The organism is Polyangium sp. y55x31 (assembly GCF_029946505.1).
Taxonomy (GTDB): domain Bacteria; phylum Myxococcota_A; class Polyangia; order Polyangiales; family Polyangiaceae; genus Polyangium.
Map to the genome: position 1 here is coordinate 120,829 of NZ_JARZHG010000012.1, position 18,189 is coordinate 139,017.

Here is an 18,189-nt window from a genome sequence, read left to right on the forward strand (position 1 = left end):
GGGGGCGATGAGCAACTCGAGCAGCTCGTCCTCCGGCGAGGGCGGTGCGGGAGGCACCGGCGGAGGCGGAGCGGGAGGCACCGGTGGAATCGACTTCGATGGCGGAGGCTCCGGCGGCTCCGGCGGCGCTTGCGTCTCCACGAGCGCGGAAGCCCGCCGTATCCCGCTCGACATCGTCTTCCTCATCGACCAGTCGGGCAGCATGTCGGGCTCGAAGTGGACCAACACCACCGCCGCCTTGACGAAGTTTTTCAACGATCCGGCGTCGCTCGGCATCAGCGCCGGCCTGGTCTACTTCCCGACCCAGGAGCCGTACGACTGCAATCCCACGCACTACGCGCTCCTCGACGTCCCGATCGACGTGCTGCCGACGAACGCGTTTGCCTTGACGAACTCGATGCCGGCCGACGCGACGGGGATTGGTACCCCCACGTACGGCGCGCTCAAGGGTGCGCTCGCGGCGGCGACCGCGTACCAGGACAAGTACCCGACGCACAAGGTCGCCGTCGTCCTGGCCACCGACGGCGAGCCCCTCGGGTGCGAGCCGAAGACGGTCGACGACATCGCGGCCATCGCCTACAGCGCGCGTGAATACAACGGTGTTCGCACGTATGTCATCGGCGTGGCCGGCTCGCAAATCGCGACCCTCAACAAGATCGCAGTGGGGGGCGGTACGACGGCGGCCTACGACGTCACGCAGGACATCAGCCTGTTCTCCGCGAAGATGGCCGAAATCCGGCAGGTGGCGCTCGGCTGCGATTTCGAGATCCCGCCGGCGCCGAACGGCCAGGAGATCGTGCCGGACGAGGTGAACTTCACGTATACGCCGAAGGGCGTGGGCACGCCGAAGATCTTGCCCCGCGCCGACGATCTCGCCGACTGCAACGACCAGCCTGGTTGGTACTACGACAAGAACGTCGGGCCCACGAAGATCATCCTCTGCCCTGCGTCGTGCACCACGGTGCAAGCCGACAACACCGCGAAGGTCAACGTACTCTTCGGCTGCAACTCGATCCTCAATTGAAGGAAACTCGCACGTCTCGCGTCGTTGTTCGAGGGCGCGAAGTCCGCGCCAGCCGTTCTCGAGGAAAGCCTTAACCTTAACCCAAGAAGTGTAGGACGATATGCTTGGAAATCATCGCGTCTCTCTGGCCCTCGCGCTCGTGAGCACCATGGCCGCCGCGGCCGTGGGTTGTGGCGGCGGCGAGAATAACGTGAACACCGGCGGCGCCGGCGGCACCGGCGGAGAGGGCGGAAGCTCCTCCTCCATGAGCTCTTCGAGCAGCAGCAGCGGCAGCGGCGGCGCCGGCGGGGGCGCTGTCTGCCCGACGCACGAGGGCACCGTGTTCGCCGTCAGGGAGCTCTACTTCGGCGAGGGCAACAGCGGCGAGTGGAAGAGCTTCGGATTCAACCTCGACGACAAGGTGTCGACCGGGAATTCGAACGACGTGTGCAAGCCGAACGCGGGCGGCTCGCCTCAAAATGCATACCCCGACGGCACTGAGGGGATCGACAACTCGTTCGGAAAGAACCTCCTGCCCACGATCCTCTCGATTTATCCGGAGTGGGTGAACGACGTCAACAAGGGCATCCAGAACGGGAACTTCACCGCGCTGGTGAAGGCGGAGTGCCTGCCTGCGACGGGCGACGCCCCCGTGCTCTTGAGCAAGCTCTTCGGCGGGACGACGCTCGGCGGGAGCCCCAAGTTCGACGGGACGGACAAGTGGCCGATCGAGCCCGGGCTCCTCAGCGATCCCATGGATCCGCTGTCGTCGACGATCCTCTTCGAGCAGAGCTCGGTGACGGGCTCGTTGTTCGATTCGGGCCGGGGCGTGACGGTCGTCCTCTCGGTCCCGGTGCGGACGCCGTCGAAGAGCACGTCGATCAAGCTGACGTTGTACTCGGCGCACATGACCATGGTCCTCGCCGACGATCGGAAGAGCGCGACGAGCGGCATGATCGGCGGCGTGCTCAACACCGAGGAGTTCGTGGCCGAGATCAAGAAGGTCGGCGACCTGATGGGCTTGTGCGGCAATTCGCTGTTCGACGGCCTCGTGACCCAGGTCCGCCAGGCGTCGGACATCCTGACCGACGGCACGCAGGATCCGGAAAAGACGTGCGACGGTATCTCCATGGGCCTCGGGTTCGATATGTACGAGGCGCAGATCGGCGAGGTCGGGCCGGCGAACCAGGTCGGCGCGGCCTGCCCGTGATGGCGAATCGGGGCGACTAGGAATCGTGGGGCCCGTACGCTGCAACGGGCCCCGCGTCCCGCGCCCCGCTCCCCTGCCCCTCCGCCGCGCTCACCCGCCCCGCCGCCGATAGACCACCGTATTGTCCTGACGAACCCCCATCCCGACGAGCTCCCATTCTGCGTTGCGGGACTCGATCGCCATCCTCGCCTGGCTCTTCGCGCCGACGACGACCCAGGTCGGGTGGAGCTCCGCGATTCGCGCGAGGAAGGCGTCACGCCCCTCGAAGCGCAGGTACTTCAGGTGGTTCGACATCGCGTCGTTCCAGAATGCGCCGATGAATGCGGACTCGTCGGTGAACACGACGAGGCTGCCCGGACCGAGCTCGCGCTCGCGTTTTTGCGCGACGTCCGGCGGCAGATGGTACCCGCCCGAGTAGGCGCTCGCGCGCTCCGCGGGCGACATGCGGACGAGCGCTGACAGCTTTTCCGGCATGGGCTCGAGGCCGAAAAACCACGAATACCAGGCCCACGGGACGAGCGAGAGGACGAGCGCCGCGGCGACGGCGGCCTCGTGCAGGCGCGCGGACTTCGAGGCGCGCGCGGCGAGCCACGCGATGGTCGCGACGGCGAGCGCGACGATGTGGATGTTGAACCGGGCAATGTTGAGGTTCGGGGTGAGGCGGAGGAAAACGGCGCCGAGGGCCACGAGGACGAGCACGCGCTCGGCGCCGGCGTCGGGCTTCTTCGACAGGCGCGCTCGAAGGGCGGTGAACGCCGCGACGAGCGCCGCGATCGAGGCGAGCGGGACGACGACCCAGGGGACGGCATACCCATAATCACGCGCGATGATGTCGGCGACGCCGCCCGTGGGGTGGTGATACTTGACGCGCGCGATCGTCGCGAGCGGCGGCTCCAGGCTGAGCTGAGCGAGGGTCCCGACGCCGCGGAAATGAATGCCGAGCCGCGGGATGGCGTGATCGACCGGCCAGAGCGGATTGCCGAAGGCGAGCCAGTTGCGGCCGAACGTGAGCGCAGCGACGCCCGTGAGCAGGATCAGGCTCGAGGCGAGGAGCAGCGCCGTCGCGCGGGGACGCGCCTTCGCATGGCGGCGCAGGAGATTCACGCCGGCGACGAGGGCCATGGGCGGCGCCCAGAAAAGCGAGGCGCTCTTCGAGGCGAGCACGAGCGCGAGGCAGCCGGCGGTGATGACGGCGTCGCGCATACGCGCCTCCGCCCGCGTCGCGAAATGGAGCGCGGCGAGCAAAAAAGCGCCGACGACGACGTCGATCATCGACGTCCGGAGCTGGCTCGTCGTGGCGGGCATCAAGAGGACGACCGCGGCCCAGCCCATACAAGGGACGGGATCGGACGCGAATCGGCGCGCGAGGAGGAAGACGCCCAGGGAGAGGGCCGGCGCAGCCAGGGTGTTGCCGATCTCGACGAAGGTTTTTCCGGTAAAAGCAACGAAGAAGAGCGCGAACGCCTCGGCGCCGCGGGGGTATCCATTGGTGGCCTGCACGACGAGCGTGCGCGGCAGGTCGACCATCTGGAAGCCGTGGTTCTGGAGGGCGAAGCCGATCATCGGCTCGTGATAAAAGAAGCTATCCCACGACTCCGAGGGCGCGAGGTAGGTGATCCACGCGGATGCGACGATGGCGAAGGTGGAGGCGAGCAGGCCGAGGACCACGGAGCTTTGCGCGCGCCACGCGAGCCCGAGCGCGTCCCAGGGCAGCCGCGCGAGCGAGACGCCGGCGCGCGCGATTTCGCGTACGAACGCGCGAGGCGCGCGACCCCGGAGAGAGGCCGCGAAGGTCGCAGCGGACACGACGAAGGAGAGCAACGCGAGCGCGCCGGGCGTCAATCGGTTCGTGTACCCGAGCGCGAAGACGGGGACGATGATCAACCCGAAAAACACCGTGGAGGCGAGCAGGCCGAGCTCGGCGCGGCCCTCGGGTTCCGCGCGGAGCGCAGCGCCGAGCGCCGCGAATGCGGCGAACGAGACGAGCACACAGAGGAGCAACGACGAGGCCACGGCAGGAGGGGCGTACACGAACGAACACGCGGCGCCAAGCATCGTGTCCAACAGCGGGAGCGGCGGCAATGGCGGCGGAGCGGGCTCCGGCGGCTCGGGAATGGGCGGCGCCGGCAGGGAGGAGGGAGAGCCCGGCGTGACCGCAGGCCCCGGACCTGTCGAACCCCACGCAGGCCACACGCGCGGACGAGTTGCCCATCGAGCCAACGACGGCCCACGGGCAGGCCGGGCCTTGACACGGCCGGATCCAGACCCAAGTTGGGCAGCCTGAATGAGCACCAAGGCCTCCCTTCACCTCGCCCGAGCCAGCAAAGCCGCGAAGCTCTTGAAGGAGGCGACGTCGCAGGAGGAAGCAGCGCTCCTGCTCGACGCAGGCCTGAGCGAGCTCAACGCAGCGCTCGCAGCGGCACCGAAGGCGCTCGCTGAGCGCGTGCAGCGCGTCGTCAACGACATCGCCCGGCAGATGATGAGCGTCGTCCACGAGGACGCGCTCGCCGAAGCGGTCGAAGCGGCGCAGGCCTGACCGTCAGGGTCGTCCCCCTCCTCTTCGCGCTCCCCAGCCTCCTCCCAGCCTCCTCCCCCGCTCCGACGCCACCGCCGTTCCGTCCGCTGTAGCTCCTGCTACCTTTGTACGCGGTTCGCTTACGAGTTGGCTTCGACCGATGGAGGATGGCCATGAGCTTCAATACGATCCTCGAGCGATACGATTTCGATGAAGTATCGCGCCGCCTTTCGAGCGCGGACGGCTTCACGGATGCGGACGTCGAGCGCGCGCTCGACGCGGGGTCCGGGGACCGACGCCCGGAGGATTTTCTGGCCTTGCTCTCGGCGGCGGCGCTCCCGCGCTTGCCCGACCTCGAAGCCCGCGCGCGCGCGCTCACGCGCGAAACGTTCGGCCAAGACATCGAGATGTTCGCGCCCCTCTACCTCTCGAATACGTGCAAGACGACGTGCACGTACTGCGGTTTTGCATACAAGAACGATATCAAGCGGAAGACGTTGGCGATCGACGAGGCGGTGGCGGAGGGTCACATCCTGCATGCGCGTGGATTCCGGCGGCTCCTGCTCCTCACCGGCGAGGATTACGTGGCGACGCCGGTCGCCTACCTGGCGGACGCATGCCGGGCGCTCGCGGGGATGTTCCCTTCGCTCAAGCTCGAAGTGTATCCGCTGGGCGAGAGCGACTACGAAGGCCTGCGCGCCGCGGGGGCCACCGGCATCGTCTGTTATCAGGAGACCTACGATCGTCGGCGCTACCGGGAGGTCCACCTTCGCGGGATGAAGCGCAAATACGACCATCGGCTCGATTGCCTCGACCGGGCCGCGCGCGCGGGCATTCTCGAGCTGAGCACCGGGGCGCTGCTCGGCCTCTCGAATCCCAGGACCGATACGTTTTTCGCCGGGATGCACGCCCATTCCTTGCTGCAATCCCATCCGGGCGCGAAGCTCTCGATCTCGCTCCCACGCCTGCGCCCGGCGGCGGGCTTCGAGGACGTTCCCCTCTTGCCCGATCCCGTCTACGTCCAGATGTTCCTGGCGACGCGCCTCTTCCTCCCGCGCGCGGGCCTGATCCTGTCGACCCGCGAGCCGCACGCCATGCGCATGCACCTCGCGTCGCTTTGCATCACGACCATGAGCGCGGGCGTGAGCGTGGCGCCGGGGGGCTATTCGGGCGCCGATACGACCGAGCAGTTCTCGCTCGGTGATCACAGCACGACGGCGGAGGTGGCCGAGAGCTTGAAAACGCATGGCCTTCACGCCTCTTTTTGAGTCACGAAGCGCTCGCGGGCTCTCCCAACTGTTGCCGTCCCCCGGCCTCCTCCGTTACGCTCTCCTCTGAATGCCCTCCGCCCGTGACGAATCGTTCGTGATCACAGAGGAGCCCGACCTCGCCATTGCGCATTATGTCGGCCACGTCACCGCCGACGACATCCGGCGACTCACGGCCATTCGAATGCGTTTTTGCGAGGGCAAACCTTACGTTTTTCTGCTCATCGACCTGCATCGCATGGTTCACATCACGCCGGAGGCACGACGTGTCGCGGCGGAGACCTCCGGCACGCCCGACGATACCGTGGTCATCCACGGGGTCGCCATCGTCGGCGCGAGTTTTCAATTTCGGGTCCTCGGCAGCATGCTGTTCCGTGGGATCCGCCTGCTCCGCCGCACCAGCGGATTTCCCGTCCACTTCGTCGACACGCATGCCGAGGCCCGCGCCTGGTTCGACGAGCGACGGCGCGAACTCGGACTCGAACGTTGAGGTTCGTCTCGACTACTTCTTCAGCGACGGGTCTCCCCCGCGCCAGTCGCTGAATGCACCACGCTCGCGTCGACATTCCACCAGCACGACACGTTTGTTCGCCTCGGAGGACGTGCCCCATTGCGAGGGCATCACGAGGGCGCCGGTGCCCTCACCGCAGGCGCTCATGATCTGCGGGCGAATCGCTTCGACTTCCTTGGGGCCCTTGGCGGCGGGCGCCTCGGCGCACGGCGTGAAATACCACCCGCGCTTGGGCGGCGAGATCGTCGGATCGGTCCAGCCCGCCGGCGTGGCGAGGCTCTCGACCGAGACCTGTCGCGTGCCACAAGCGGTGATGGTCGCTGATTCGAATTCGTTGAACCGCTTCTCGCACTGGGACCGCATCTCGGCGGCTGAAAGCTCGCCTTTCGAGGTGGTGAGCTTCGCCTCGGAATAGTCGCGGGCGAACGTTTTCCACGCGTGCATCTCCCCCGTAGGGACGTCGCCACCACACTCCCAGAGCTTCTTTCGCGCATCGGCGCGCGCCTTCACGTCGGCCTCGGTCTCGAGATTCGCCGGCGCGTCGACGCCCATGGCCGCCTCGAACTCGGCGACCCTGGCATTCGCCATCCCCGGATCGGGGGAGCGGGAGCTGCCCCCCGAAAGCGCCCCGAGACAGCCGGTCCCGAACAAGACCAGCGCGGTTGTCCCGACCCGCAACCCAATTTTCATGGGAATGGGGCTATGCCGGGTGCCACCCCCTGTCAAGCGCAAAGATGCTGCATTGAGGCGCTGGAGGGGGGCGATTTTAATGGAATGTTCAATCGTCGCTGTTTTTCGCGGGCCCCAGACCGAACACACGCTCGTGGCGCGCGCTCACGTGGCAGCCCATGCACGACGCCACGCGCCCCGCGGACGTCACCTCCCCCTCGGGCGTCACCGTTCCATAGACCCACCCCGCGTCCGTCCCCGGCGTTCCGGGCGCGACCTTGAGCACGACATAAGCCCCAGCGAGGCGCGAGGCCCGGTAGACCCGATCGCCGAGCTGTACATACGGATTGAAATGGTCGGCCGTCGTGGGCTTTTCCTGCTCTGCGCGATTGGCCTGGGGATCGGCCTTTTCCACGAGGTCGGGGTGATAACTCTCCTTGACGAGGATCTGCCCCACGGGCTGGGGCGCGGACGGGGGGGCCTGGTTGATCGGATAAGCGTCCTGGTTCTTGGCAAACACCGAATAGAGCTTGCGCGCATGATCTCCGTCCTCCGCGGCGCTCATGCGCGCGCGGCCGGGCAGCGGCATGCGGCAGAGCCAGGGCGCCCAGCGCAGCTCGTCGTCGATGCGTCCCCAAGCCTTGTAATCGCGGAATGCGGCGGCGACGAGCGGGACGAATCGGGGATCGAGCGCAGCGGCGTCCGGGGCGGCGCGCGTCGATTGCGCGGAGGGTGTCGCCGGAGCCGCGGGCGCCGATGCTTCTTTGTTTTCGTCCGCCGCGGTGATGGGCTCGTCGAGGGGACGGGTGCATCCGGGTGCGAGGGCGAAAACGAGGAGGAGCAGGGCAGGACGCATGGGGTTCCATGATACGTACGCCACGCGAGGAAGATCTACGTCCTCCGCCGGTCTTCATCACGCGTGGCGCGCCGCGGCTCCGTCCATGCCTCCCGCGGCCGCCGCCTCGGACGCGAACGCGAGCGTGCGCGCGCGATCGGGCAGGAGAGCCTCGAGCTGCCAGGTGAGCACCCGCGCCTGCTCCTGCGCCTTGCGTTGCGCCAGGCGGCTGCGCCCGACGAGCAGCGAGGTGCCGCCCGTGCCCAGGATCAAGCTCGCGGCCATGACGATCAGCGAGTCCTGAAAGCCGAGCCCCGTGGCGGGCATGATGAGCTCGACGGTGTCGCCGCGGACCACGTAGCTCGGGGAAACGAGCCCGAGCGGCTCGATCAAGAAGCAGCCGACGATGCTCAGCACGCCGAGCGCGACGAGCACACGCCTGCGCCGCGTGCTCGACTGCAGCGCGAAGCCGATCGTATTGAGGCCGAGGAAAAACGGCGTGATGAGGAGCGGGATGAGCATCCGGCCCGCCACGATCCACGCCACCGCGGTGAGCACGAAGCTGCCGTACCACGCGGACGCGGCGAGCGTGCGGCGCCAGTACATGAGGAACTTGGTCGCGCTCGCGAAGAGCATGAGGCCGACGCAGCCGAGCACGGTGCCAAGATGCGAGGTGCCGCGGGCGAGCGCGAGCGCGAGGAAGGCGAGCGACGCCACGCACTGCGCCGTCCCCACGAAGAGCAGGCGCCCGAAGAGGTCGCGGCTCTCCTCGTCGTCGAGTTTGTCGCGAACGGCCGCGGGCACCTCGCGGGGCGGCTCCTTGAGCACACGCGCGACGACCGCGAGGGCCGCCTCGTTCGACGGATCGAGCGCGAGCGCGCGCCCGGCCTCGTGCAGCGCATCCTTCCGCGCGCCCATGTCACCCGCGCCCGCGAGCGCACGCTCCGCCGCATGCCCGGCCGCCGCCGCGTGTTTGTCCGCGAGCGAGCGGCGCAGCGCGACGTCGCGATCGCCGGCGAGGTAACGCTCGACGGCCTCGTGCAGGGCACGCGCGCTCGGGTAACGGTTCGCCGGATCGAGCGCCGTCGCGCGCACGCAGATCTCGTCGAGCTCGGGCGGTACGTCGCGGCCGGGGCAGCGCTCGGAGGGGCGATTTCCCGCGAGGCCTCGGGCCATGCTGAGCAGCATCTCGACCGGATCCTCCGAGCGCGGATGGAGCGGCTCGAGCGCGAGGATCTCGAACAGGATGACGCCGAGCGCGTAGACGTCGCTGCGCACGTCGACGAGCTCGCGTTTGCCGCGGGCTTGCTCGGGCGCCATGTATCCGAGCGTGCCCACGATGCGCCCGTCCTGCGTGGCGCCGGGGCCCGACACGGCGACGTCGAGCGAGTGCTCCGGCTCGGGCGCGCCGCGCACCCGGGCGATGCCCCAGTCGAGCACGTACACCTCGCCGAAATCGCCGATCATGATGTTCGCCGGCTTGAGGTCGCGGTGGAGCACGCCGCGGGCGTGCGCGAAGTCGACGGCGAGGCAAACGGCGGCGAAGATGCCGAGCAGCTTGTGGCGCGTGTACGTGGCGAGGGCGCGTTCGTCGCCCGCGGCGAGGTCCTTGAGGACTTGCCGGAGCGTGTGGCCGCGCAGGCATTTCATGGTGAAGTACACCTCGCCGCCCTCGCGCACACCGAGGTCGTAGACGGGGACGATGGAGGGATGCTCGAGCTGCCCCTGCACGCGCGCCTCGCGCAGGAAGCGCTCGCGTGCGTCCTTTCCGCGCCCGTGCGTGGGCAGGAGCGTCTTCATCGCGACCTCACGCCCGATCCAGTCGTCCTTGCAGAGCCGGACCTCGCCCATACCGCCGCGCCCGAGCAGCTTGCGTGGTGCATAACGGAGCGCCTCGGCCGCGCCTTCGAGGGCGGCTCGCGCCGGATCGACGGGCAACACGGCCTGTGTGCCGTCACCCTCGCCGTGCCGGGGGCGATCGATCGTCGGGGAAGGGAAATCGAAATCGGTGGGCTCTTCCGGCGCACGCTGCGGCATGCGGAGAGCAGAACGGCTCGCAAGGGCCCCGTCAAGCGCCGCGCAAATCGCCGCTCCCGCGGAAAGCTCGCGCTTTGGTTCGCGCGTGACGCGCTCGCCACGGCGTATTCGTCATTTTTGCGCGTCGGGTGCGGCGAATCGGCCGAGGATGGCAGGCGCGTCGCTCACGGAGATGAGGACGATCTCCTCGTCCGTGGCGACGGCGATCCGGTCGGCGGTCGGGCTGAATGCGGCCGCGAAGATCATCGCGTCGATCCGGAACCACAACGTCTCGCCGTCACTCACGACCCCGGTGCCGTGGAGAAAGCGAAATCGATTCTGCGGGGTCGATCCGATCGCCGTCGCCGTCTCTCCGGCGTCGCCTTCGTCACGCACGTCGGGGGCCTCGGGGGACATGCGCACCACGGGATCGTTTTCGTGGAACCAGGACTGCATCACGGGGTCGAGCTGCGGGATTCCCGTGTCCATGTCCAGAACCGCAGTTTCCTCCTGCTCGCCGACCCAGGCATATCGACCGTCACGCGTCGTGGCCAGCACCGCGGGCCGATCCCCGCCCCATCGAAGAGGCGCAGGCTGAGCCGACGCGGGCGGCGACGCGCCCTCCGCGACGCTGCCGACCACGAGCTCCTCGGGCTGGTCGTGTTCGAGCAAGCGCAGCGGCATGTCCGCGGGATAGGTATCGAGATACTCTCTCGTCTCGAGGTCGAGCACGGCGACGCTCGCGCGACCCGACTTGGCGTCCCAATACTCGTCCTGTCCGAACCAATCCCACTCGTCTCGAATCCACTTCGCCATGCGCAAGCGTGATCCATGCACGCTGGTGGCGATTCGACCGCACGACGGGACGTGCGCGAGCACCTCGCCGCGCGTGGTGACGAGCCACGATCCGTGGGGCCGCTGCACGAAGAGCCGCTCGTCGTCGACGAAGATGAGGCCTGCGACCTCGGTGCCGACGTCCTCCGGCAAACGGCCGGGCGCGCCCATGAGGCGCACGGGCGACAAAATCGGCGCCGGCTCGGGCCACAGGCGTGTCGCCGCGGGAGGGGACACGGTCGCCTGCACGACGGCCTCGAAGAGCGCCTGGACCGTGCGCTGCTGGTTCATCAGGACAACCGGCGGCGGCGAGAGCTCGACGAGCTGGAGCTGGCTCTGCGCCGCGAGCACGAGGGAGCGCCATGCCTCGTTGAGCGGGCCGATCCACGGATCGACCATGGCCGGACCGAGATCGGCGAAGAAGGGCCGCATCCCCGGCGGCGGCAGCGGAATGGCGCGCGTGACCACCACAGCAACGAGCGCCGGGTCGGCTCCTCTGCGGATCAATGCCGCCTCCAGCGCGCTCGGGCCCGTCGCGCCGGCGTTCTCGTGCGTATCCATTTCTTCGGCGGGGCGCACGGTGTCGCCGTCGAACCACGCTTCGCAGCGCGCGATCGCTCGAACCTGATCGACGGACAACCCCAGCGCGTCGGCCACGAGGGGCATGACCGCGGGGTGCACGACGCCCGCGACCAGGACGTGGCCATACCGACGTTCGCGCTGCGCGGGCGTGGAGCAGAGGACTCCGCATTTCTCGCACGATTCGCCCGCGCGCTCCTCCCCGCACAGCGCGCCGCACGCGCAGCGGAACGGGCTCACGGGCCCGAAGATTCGCTGGCAGAAAATGCCGTCGCGGGCCGGCCGCCGCCCGCTGCCCGACCAGCGCCGCATGAGATCGATGCTGGTCACGCGCCCATGCGAGCGTATGTCCTCGGGAGCCGCGGGATCGAGGAGGTTCGTCTGGACCCATGAAAGGTCCGCCACGACATCCGATGGAGAAAAGAACCGATCTCGTAGAGACATGTGCACGATTCCCGCTCGGCAAACCACGACGCCGACGTGGGATGCACGTACGCGACCTTGCCGGCGGCGTCAATGGGTGGAGCGAGCGGCCGACCGCCTTTGATGTTTCGTGGATTCAGGGCGAGATATCCGGCCGCCGCGTGGTGATGCTGATTTGATTCGGGACTTCCTCCGTGAACCAGGCGACCGTGCTCGCCTCGGCGGATCCACCGCGCACGCGGGCGACACGAACCTCACTGTCGATCCCCCCGGCGGCGTAGGCGATCAGCGCATCGTCGCCGCAAATGCCGGGAGCCGCGCTGATCGACGACGGGAAATGAGCCGTCGGATCGATCGGAAGAGGCTCGCCCCAGCCCGTGCCGGGCACGTAGCGAATGGCGGAGAGCAGGCCCGACGTCTGGAGGACGCCCACGATCACGTCGCCCGCGGGGGTCGCGGTGACGGCGAGGTCGAGGCTCTGCTCCGCCAAGGTAATGCTCTCCGGCGCGGACCAGACCCCCGCGTGGAGCCACGTCGCCGCAAGGGTGACGTAATTTTCGTAGTACACGACGACCACGTCATCGTTCGGCAACGCGACGGCGCGCGGGGGCGTGACGGGAATCTCCTGCTGGAAAACACTGATTTCGTCGCGGCAATGCATATCCGTCCAGCTTCCGCCGTCCGCCCAGAAGATCTCCGTGTCGCAGAGCTCGTGCTGGGGGCCGGTACCGACACCGAGGACGGTGCTCGACGCCACCCTTTTGACAGCCGAGGTCAGGTCGAACGGCGCCGGTTTGGGATAGGAAATCCAGTCGAACGCGTCCGGATCGAAATAGGCGAGGACCGATCCTTCACCGGTATTGCCGAGAAGCAAGGAGCGTCCGACCGTGACGACCTGGCTCCACGGCTGCGGGGACCAGCCGTTGACGTCGTGGAGGTCGAAGCTCGTGCCATCGGAGGTCGACACGAAATGGCTCTGCGCGGAGCCCTGGCTCTGCTCGGTCCAGAACACGCCGAGGTGTTCATAAACGTCCACGTAAGTCGTGAGCCAAACCGGATCCGCAATCGGATATGTGTTCTTGGTCCACGTGCCCTCGTGCTCGACGGCGACGAGGCCGGTTCCGTAGCCCATGGCCGCGACAATCGCACCCTCGCCCGGCGCGCAGGTGGGCGCGGGGAGGCTGCCACCGCTGCCACCGCTGCCGCCGCTGCCGCCGCCGCCGACGGATGACGACGACACGCTCGCGTCTCCGCTCGACGCGCTGGACGCGCTGCTCCCACCCCCCGCGCCCGTCGCCTCGACCTCGACCTCGCTCCCACACGCCGCGAGCGCGGCCACGAACGCGCCTGCCGCGATTGCGCGCCTCTGGGCGCTCACGATCTCGAACATGACGTCTCTCCTCCGTTCGCCCGCCCTGGTCGAGCAGGCACGGCGAGGGTGGACGTCCGGCGCCGGCCACGCACCTTAAAGCGGATTAAATCTCACCTCCATCGGAGAACAAGGGCTCCGCTCTCGTCGAGATCCACCTGCGCGCCGAAGCCCCGGCTGATCTGGCTGAGGGTACCGCGCAGCCAAAGCGCAGCGCTTTGGCTGGCCCGATGCAGCGTGAAACGTCGAATCTGCATCGGCGTCATGCGCAGGCTCGCGAGCTCGCCCGTGGATGGATCCACGACGGGAAAGTACATCAGGGCCAGATCCCCCCGGAAAGACGCGTGCCCCGCGATTCCCTCGTAGTCGTTGAGGAAATCACCACAGCCGTAGAGAGTGAGCTTGTTCCTGTAGACCTCGATGGGCCGCACGTGGTGCGAGGAGTGCCCGTGGACGAGATCGATGCCTCCATCGATGAGCGCATGCGCGAAGCGGACGTGCTCCTCCGGGACGTCGTACCCCCAGTTGCTCCCCCAATGGATGGACGCGACGACGACGTCCCCTGCCCGTTTGATGCGACAAACCCGGTCCGTTATTTCGCGCGCGGTCGCCTCCGACAGGTCGGCGAGCCGATCGATCCCCGGAGAATCGTGGGTCGCGGCCCAGCTCGCGGGAATGCCGCTCGACTCCGTCCCGCAGGCGAGCACGAGGAGCCTGCCACCTCCGCCGAGCGGGAGGACCGCGGGCGCGCGCGCCTCGTTCAGGTTTTCCCCCGCGCCGGCGACCTTCAGATCCGCCTGCTTCAGCGTCTCCAGCGTTTCGACGAGCCCCGAGGCGCCGAAGTCGAGCACGTGGTTGTTCGCGAGGACGCAGACGTCGATCCCGGCGGCCGCGAGGCACGGGATGTTCTCCGGGTGCATCCGATAATTGATGCCCTTGCCTTCCCAGTACGCGTCACTTCGCGTGACGCTGGTCTCCAGGTTGATGATCCGCGCCGCGGGGGCCACCCGCTCGAGCTCGGAGAGGGCGTCCCCCCAGACATACGAAAATGCGACGGGCCGCTGGATCGGGCCGTTCGTTTCCTCCGCCATCGTGATGTAGGCCCTGGCATCCCGTATGTGCGGCTCGAAAAGGGTCGGCTCGCTCGGGTGTGGCAGCGCTTGATCGATGCCTCGCCCGGTCATGACGTCTCCGCACAGAAACAATGTGAGGAGCTCGCCCGGCAGAGAATGGCCTGGCCCTCGCGGATGCATCCACGGCGCCGCCTGGTGCATCGCGCTCCTGCTGTCCAGGGTGCCCCGCGCAGCACGAGAGGGCCGCTGCACGGAACGCCTGTTCGCGCGATCCGCTCGCCGGCGCCGGAGCGCGACCGGCAGGATCGTCGGGATGGCTTCATTCGCGCGGCGCTTCGAGTAGCGCGCGGCGACCATCCCACGGTAAGCTCGCGGAACGATTTCGCATGAGTCACCCCACGATCGACATCGACAAAATCCGCAAAAGACCGGGCATGTTCATCGGCGATGTCCATGACGGCAGCGGCTTGACGCACATGCTCTGGGAGTTACTCGCGAACGCGCTCGACGAGCACGTCCGCGGTACCTGTAAGACGGTCTCGATCTCGATCCGTGAAAACGGCTCGGTCACCATCCAGGACGACGGTCGCGGGATTCCGACGCATGACCTCGACGGCGTTCCCTTCGTCCAGAAAGCGCTCACGTCGTGGCATGGAACGCCAACGTTCGACGGGCACGCACCCCACGAACACGTCGGCGGCCATGGCGTCGGGATGTTCGCGGTGAACGCCTTGTCCTCCTGGCTCGAACTGGAGATTTTTCGAGAAGGCACGCATTACAGGCAACGCTACGAACGTGGCGTGCCGTGTGGCCCCCTCGAAGCCGTAGAATCGACCCATCGAACCGGGACGACGATCACCTTCCTTCCCGACCCCACGATTTTCTCGGACCCCTGGTTCAACGCCGGCACCATCACCGCCCGGCTGCAAGAACTCGCATACCTCGTCCCTTCCCTGAAGCTCTCCTTCGCGGACCACCGCAAACACGAGTTCCACGAGCCACGCGGCCTTCGCGCATTCGTGGAGAGGACGCGCCATCCGGGCATGCCCATTCCCGGCACCTTGACGGTCGAGGAGCGCGTCGGTGAGATCTTGGTCGAGGCCGCCATGAATTGGCGGGACGGTCCATGGTCTTCGTCTTCGATCGACAGCTACGCCAACATTGAACGAACGACGGACGGCGGAACCCATGTGCAAGGTCTCTTGACCGGCCTGGCGCTCGGACTCCGGGACGTCGAGGGGTCGCGCGTGCGCAAGCGACCGCTGAAGCAGCTACGCGGAATCGTCTCCCGAGGTCTCCATGCCGTCGTGTGTGTACGGCTTCGCGACCCGACATTCGACGCCCCCACGAAGAGCAGACTCATGACGTCGGCGGTCGCAAAGGCCGTTTCCGGGGTGGTGCGCCGCGCTTTCGTGGCCGAGCTCCAGAACAACTTGGAGCTGCGTCGACATTGTATTCGCCTGATCGACGGAGAGCTCGCCCCCTGAGGAAAGGGCCCCCGCGGGAGAGGCAGAGCAGGCGCTCGATATCGCGACCGGGGATGTGACCTGCAACAGCGGCTGGCTTGGCGAGGGCAATGCCTTCGGCCCGGGCGGCAACACGACCCCCGGCCTCCTGCCCCGGCCTGCCTCTCGTCCCCCCTCCCCCGTCGCCCCCTATCGCGTTCCGTTGGATGCCGCCGCGCCGCCGCGCGGTAAATGGCCTTTTCTAACCGTGTTTCCGATTTGTTTCGCAGGAGCAACGTGATAGTGCCGATCTCGTTATGCCATAGGGAGGTCTCATGAATTCTCGCACGAGCCGTGCCTTTCACGTCCTCCACGCTTCTGCCCGAACGAGATCGAGTATGCAATGCGTCACGCTCCTGCTGACGTCGGCGCTCCTTCTCGCGAGCTGTGCCGAGGGGCTCACGAGCGAGCCCGACCAAAACACCGGCGCTGGAGCTGGGACCGGCTCCGGCGGCGCGGGAGGCACCGGTCAGGGAGGGGCGTCGAATTCGTCGAGCTCGTCCGCGTCATCGAGCTCCTCTGCGTCATCGAGCTCGTCCGCGTCATCGAGCTCCTCTGCGTCATCGAGTTCTTCCGCATCGTCCGGCGCGGGGGGGAGTGGCGGCGCCGGCGGCGCCGGCGGCGCTGGCGGCAGCGGCGGCAGCGGCGGCAGCGGTGGCGGTGGCGGCGGCCCGACGGGCATGGTGGTTCAGTACAAGGTGGAGATCAACGCCACCGCGACGTCGGCCATCGGTTCCCAGTTCTGGATCGTCAACAATGGCAGCGATCCGGTGAACCTCAGTGATCTGACGCTTCGTTATTACATGACCAATGAAGTCGCTGCCACGCTCATCAAGACCGTCAACTGGGCCAATGTCGGCGCCGTGGGCGGCCCCAACGCGGGATTCCCCACGGGCAACATCGGCGTCGCCGTGACGCCGATGCCCATGCCCGCGCCGTCCGCCGACACCTACATCGAATTCAACTTCGCTGGCGGCAACGACGTGCTGGCTCCCGGCAACCGCCTGCAGTTCTCCTGGACCGTTCAGAACTTCATGTCGCAATCGTTCGATCAGCCCGGGGACTACTCCTTCAACGCCGCGGCCTCGCAGCAGATGGACTGGCAGAACGTGGTCCTCATGTACCAGGGGCAGTCGGTGGTGTGGGGCATCGAGCCCTGACGAGCGCGCCAAAAACCTCGTTTCACGGATATCTCTTCCCCGGACCATCGACGGGGAAGAGGTATCCGTGAGCGGGTCTCGCTTTGCTTACTTGGGGACTTCCGGCCCGCAATCCACGAACGAGAGGTTCGTGTCGATGCGGAACGTCGACTCGGGCGTGTGTCGCTCCGCGTGGAACAGGTCGAGCGAGTAGACGTTGCCTTTCACGATGCCGAGCTGCTCGGCGGACGCGTCGAGGACGACCGAGGTCGATCCTTTCGGGTGAAGCCCACCCAGATCGACGGCGAGGTGGCCGTTGATGAAGACCCACACATCGTCGTCCCCTTCGAACAGGAAGGTCTCGCCGCCCTTGTATTGAAACCGCGTGTGCAGCTCCGTGGTGAAGCTGAAGTTGCGGATGACGCCGGCTTTGTCGACGCCCGAGTTGCCCCAGCCCGCGTCATCGAGCGGAAAGAAGGACAAGCTCTGGAACGTGAAGAGCCCTCCCGGCTGCGGCGCGAGCCAGAGCTGGAGCAGGTAGGGCTTGTTCACGTTCGACGTGTCGCGATACCACTGGTCGAAGTTTGCCTTCGTCGTCGTCTCGGGCCCGAAAGGACACGTCGGCGGCGGGGCCGAGTTCCCTTCCTCGCACTTCGAGGCGTAGACGGGCTTGTCATCGGCGCCGAGAATGGGCTCCACGAGGCCCTTCGTGATGTCGTTTCCGTACAAGGGCCCCTCGAAATCGGGGTGCCCGCCCGCCTCGCTCCTCCCTTTGAAGTCACGAACGACGGCCACCAGGACATTGCCGCACTCCACGTTGCCGCCCGGGGCTCCTCCTTCGCCGCCCGAACCCTCGCTCGTCGGCCCCCCGAGCTTGTAGCCTCCCACCTCGGTCGCGAGGAAGCCCGCGGGGAGCGTCTCGATGATGCCGCCGCCGTCATCCGGTCCGGCATCGGGTATGTTGAATCCCCCCACGCCGACGGAGATATCGCCTCCGGTCCCGCCGCTTCCGTCGCTGCCGCCCCCGCTGCCGCCGCTCCCGCCGCCGCCCGTGTTACTGCTGCTGCCACCGGCGCCGGTCGACGCGCTACACGCAACGCATGACAAAAGCCACGCATAGACGAGTATCCGCACGGGCAGCATTCGCTTGATCCGATCCATGGTGTGGCCCCCGATCGTGTGGACTGTTCGACGAAACCTAACAACACGAGATGGCGGCCGTGATCCATCAAATTCGTAG

At 67.4% G+C, this 18,189-nt stretch carries 16 protein-coding genes; 7 read left to right on the forward strand and 9 right to left on the reverse strand.

Going from position 1 to position 18,189, the window contains the following annotated elements; translation table 11 throughout:
* Positions 1–7: 7 nt before the first annotated feature.
* Together QHF84_RS21985 and QHF84_RS21990 are read left to right on the forward strand one after the other, a co-directional pair.
* Positions 8–1,024 (forward strand): vWA domain-containing protein, encoded by a 1,017-nt coding sequence (locus QHF84_RS21985; protein WP_281315321.1) that lies wholly within the window; start codon positions 8–10, stop codon positions 1,022–1,024.
* A gap of 100 nt (positions 1,025–1,124) precedes the next feature.
* Complete coding sequence (locus QHF84_RS21990) at positions 1,125–2,213, forward strand: hypothetical protein (RefSeq protein ID WP_281315322.1); 1,089 nt, start codon at positions 1,125–1,127, stop codon at positions 2,211–2,213.
* A gap of 90 nt (positions 2,214–2,303) precedes the next feature.
* Here QHF84_RS21990 and QHF84_RS21995 read toward each other — a convergent pair whose 3' ends face one another.
* Complete coding sequence (locus tag QHF84_RS21995; protein WP_281315323.1) at positions 2,304–4,277, reverse strand: hypothetical protein; 1,974 nt, start codon at positions 4,275–4,277, stop codon at positions 2,304–2,306.
* Between the two features lie 220 nt (positions 4,278–4,497).
* Between QHF84_RS21995 and QHF84_RS22000 the strand changes: the two genes are divergently transcribed.
* From QHF84_RS22000 to QHF84_RS22010, 3 genes are all read left to right on the forward strand, one after another.
* On the forward strand, positions 4,498–4,749 hold the full coding sequence (locus tag QHF84_RS22000) for a hypothetical protein (protein WP_281315324.1): 252 nt from the start codon (positions 4,498–4,500) through the stop codon (positions 4,747–4,749).
* A gap of 152 nt (positions 4,750–4,901) precedes the next feature.
* Positions 4,902–5,996: a 2-iminoacetate synthase ThiH gene (gene thiH, locus QHF84_RS22005; RefSeq protein WP_281315325.1), complete on the forward strand. Its 1,095-nt coding sequence runs from the start codon at positions 4,902–4,904 to the stop codon at positions 5,994–5,996.
* Positions 5,997–6,066: 70 nt separating this feature from the next.
* Complete coding sequence (locus QHF84_RS22010) at positions 6,067–6,486, forward strand: hypothetical protein (protein WP_281315326.1); 420 nt, start codon at positions 6,067–6,069, stop codon at positions 6,484–6,486.
* Between the two features lie 12 nt (positions 6,487–6,498).
* Here QHF84_RS22010 and QHF84_RS22015 read toward each other — a convergent pair whose 3' ends face one another.
* The 6 genes from QHF84_RS22015 to QHF84_RS22040 form a co-directional block, all read right to left on the reverse strand.
* Positions 6,499–7,197: a hypothetical protein gene (locus QHF84_RS22015; protein WP_281315327.1), complete on the reverse strand. Its 699-nt coding sequence runs from the start codon at positions 7,195–7,197 to the stop codon at positions 6,499–6,501.
* An 88-nt stretch (positions 7,198–7,285) separates the two neighbouring features.
* Positions 7,286–8,032 (reverse strand): hypothetical protein, encoded by a 747-nt coding sequence (locus QHF84_RS22020; protein WP_281315328.1) that lies wholly within the window; start codon positions 8,030–8,032, stop codon positions 7,286–7,288.
* 57 nt (positions 8,033–8,089) lie between these two features.
* The gene (locus tag QHF84_RS22025) at positions 8,090–10,048 is read right to left on the reverse strand and encodes a serine/threonine-protein kinase (RefSeq protein WP_281315329.1); all 1,959 of its coding nucleotides are present in this window, start codon (positions 10,046–10,048) and stop codon (positions 8,090–8,092) included.
* 111 nt (positions 10,049–10,159) lie between these two features.
* On the reverse strand, positions 10,160–11,845 hold the full coding sequence (locus QHF84_RS22030; protein WP_281315330.1) for a hypothetical protein: 1,686 nt from the start codon (positions 11,843–11,845) through the stop codon (positions 10,160–10,162).
* Positions 11,846–11,999: 154 nt separating this feature from the next.
* Positions 12,000–13,253 (reverse strand): hypothetical protein, encoded by a 1,254-nt coding sequence (locus QHF84_RS22035; protein ID WP_281315331.1) that lies wholly within the window; start codon positions 13,251–13,253, stop codon positions 12,000–12,002.
* A gap of 92 nt (positions 13,254–13,345) precedes the next feature.
* Positions 13,346–14,506 carry a CapA family protein gene (locus QHF84_RS22040; protein WP_348652868.1) on the reverse strand — a complete coding sequence of 387 codons (1,161 nt, stop codon included), beginning with the start codon at positions 14,504–14,506 and terminating at the stop codon, positions 13,346–13,348.
* 185 nt (positions 14,507–14,691) lie between these two features.
* Between QHF84_RS22040 and QHF84_RS22045 the strand changes: the two genes are divergently transcribed.
* The gene (locus QHF84_RS22045; RefSeq protein WP_281315332.1) at positions 14,692–15,792 is read left to right on the forward strand and encodes an ATP-binding protein; all 1,101 of its coding nucleotides are present in this window, start codon (positions 14,692–14,694) and stop codon (positions 15,790–15,792) included.
* A 487-nt stretch (positions 15,793–16,279) separates the two neighbouring features.
* On the opposite strand, the gene QHF84_RS22050 is transcribed toward QHF84_RS22045, so the two are convergent.
* Positions 16,280–16,492 carry a hypothetical protein gene (locus tag QHF84_RS22050; protein ID WP_281315333.1) on the reverse strand — a complete coding sequence of 71 codons (213 nt, stop codon included), beginning with the start codon at positions 16,490–16,492 and terminating at the stop codon, positions 16,280–16,282.
* On the opposite strand from QHF84_RS22050, the gene QHF84_RS22055 reads away from it, so the two are divergent.
* Positions 16,491–16,970, forward strand: coding sequence for a cellulose binding domain-containing protein (locus QHF84_RS22055; RefSeq protein WP_281315334.1), 480 nt, complete (start codon positions 16,491–16,493; stop codon positions 16,968–16,970). The two genes, QHF84_RS22050 and QHF84_RS22055, sit on opposite strands and share 2 nt — an antisense overlap.
* A gap of 87 nt (positions 16,971–17,057) precedes the next feature.
* On the opposite strand, the gene QHF84_RS22060 is transcribed toward QHF84_RS22055, so the two are convergent.
* Positions 17,058–18,110 (reverse strand): fibro-slime domain-containing protein, encoded by a 1,053-nt coding sequence (locus QHF84_RS22060; RefSeq protein WP_281315335.1) that lies wholly within the window; start codon positions 18,108–18,110, stop codon positions 17,058–17,060.
* Between the last annotated feature and the right edge of the window lie 79 nt (positions 18,111–18,189).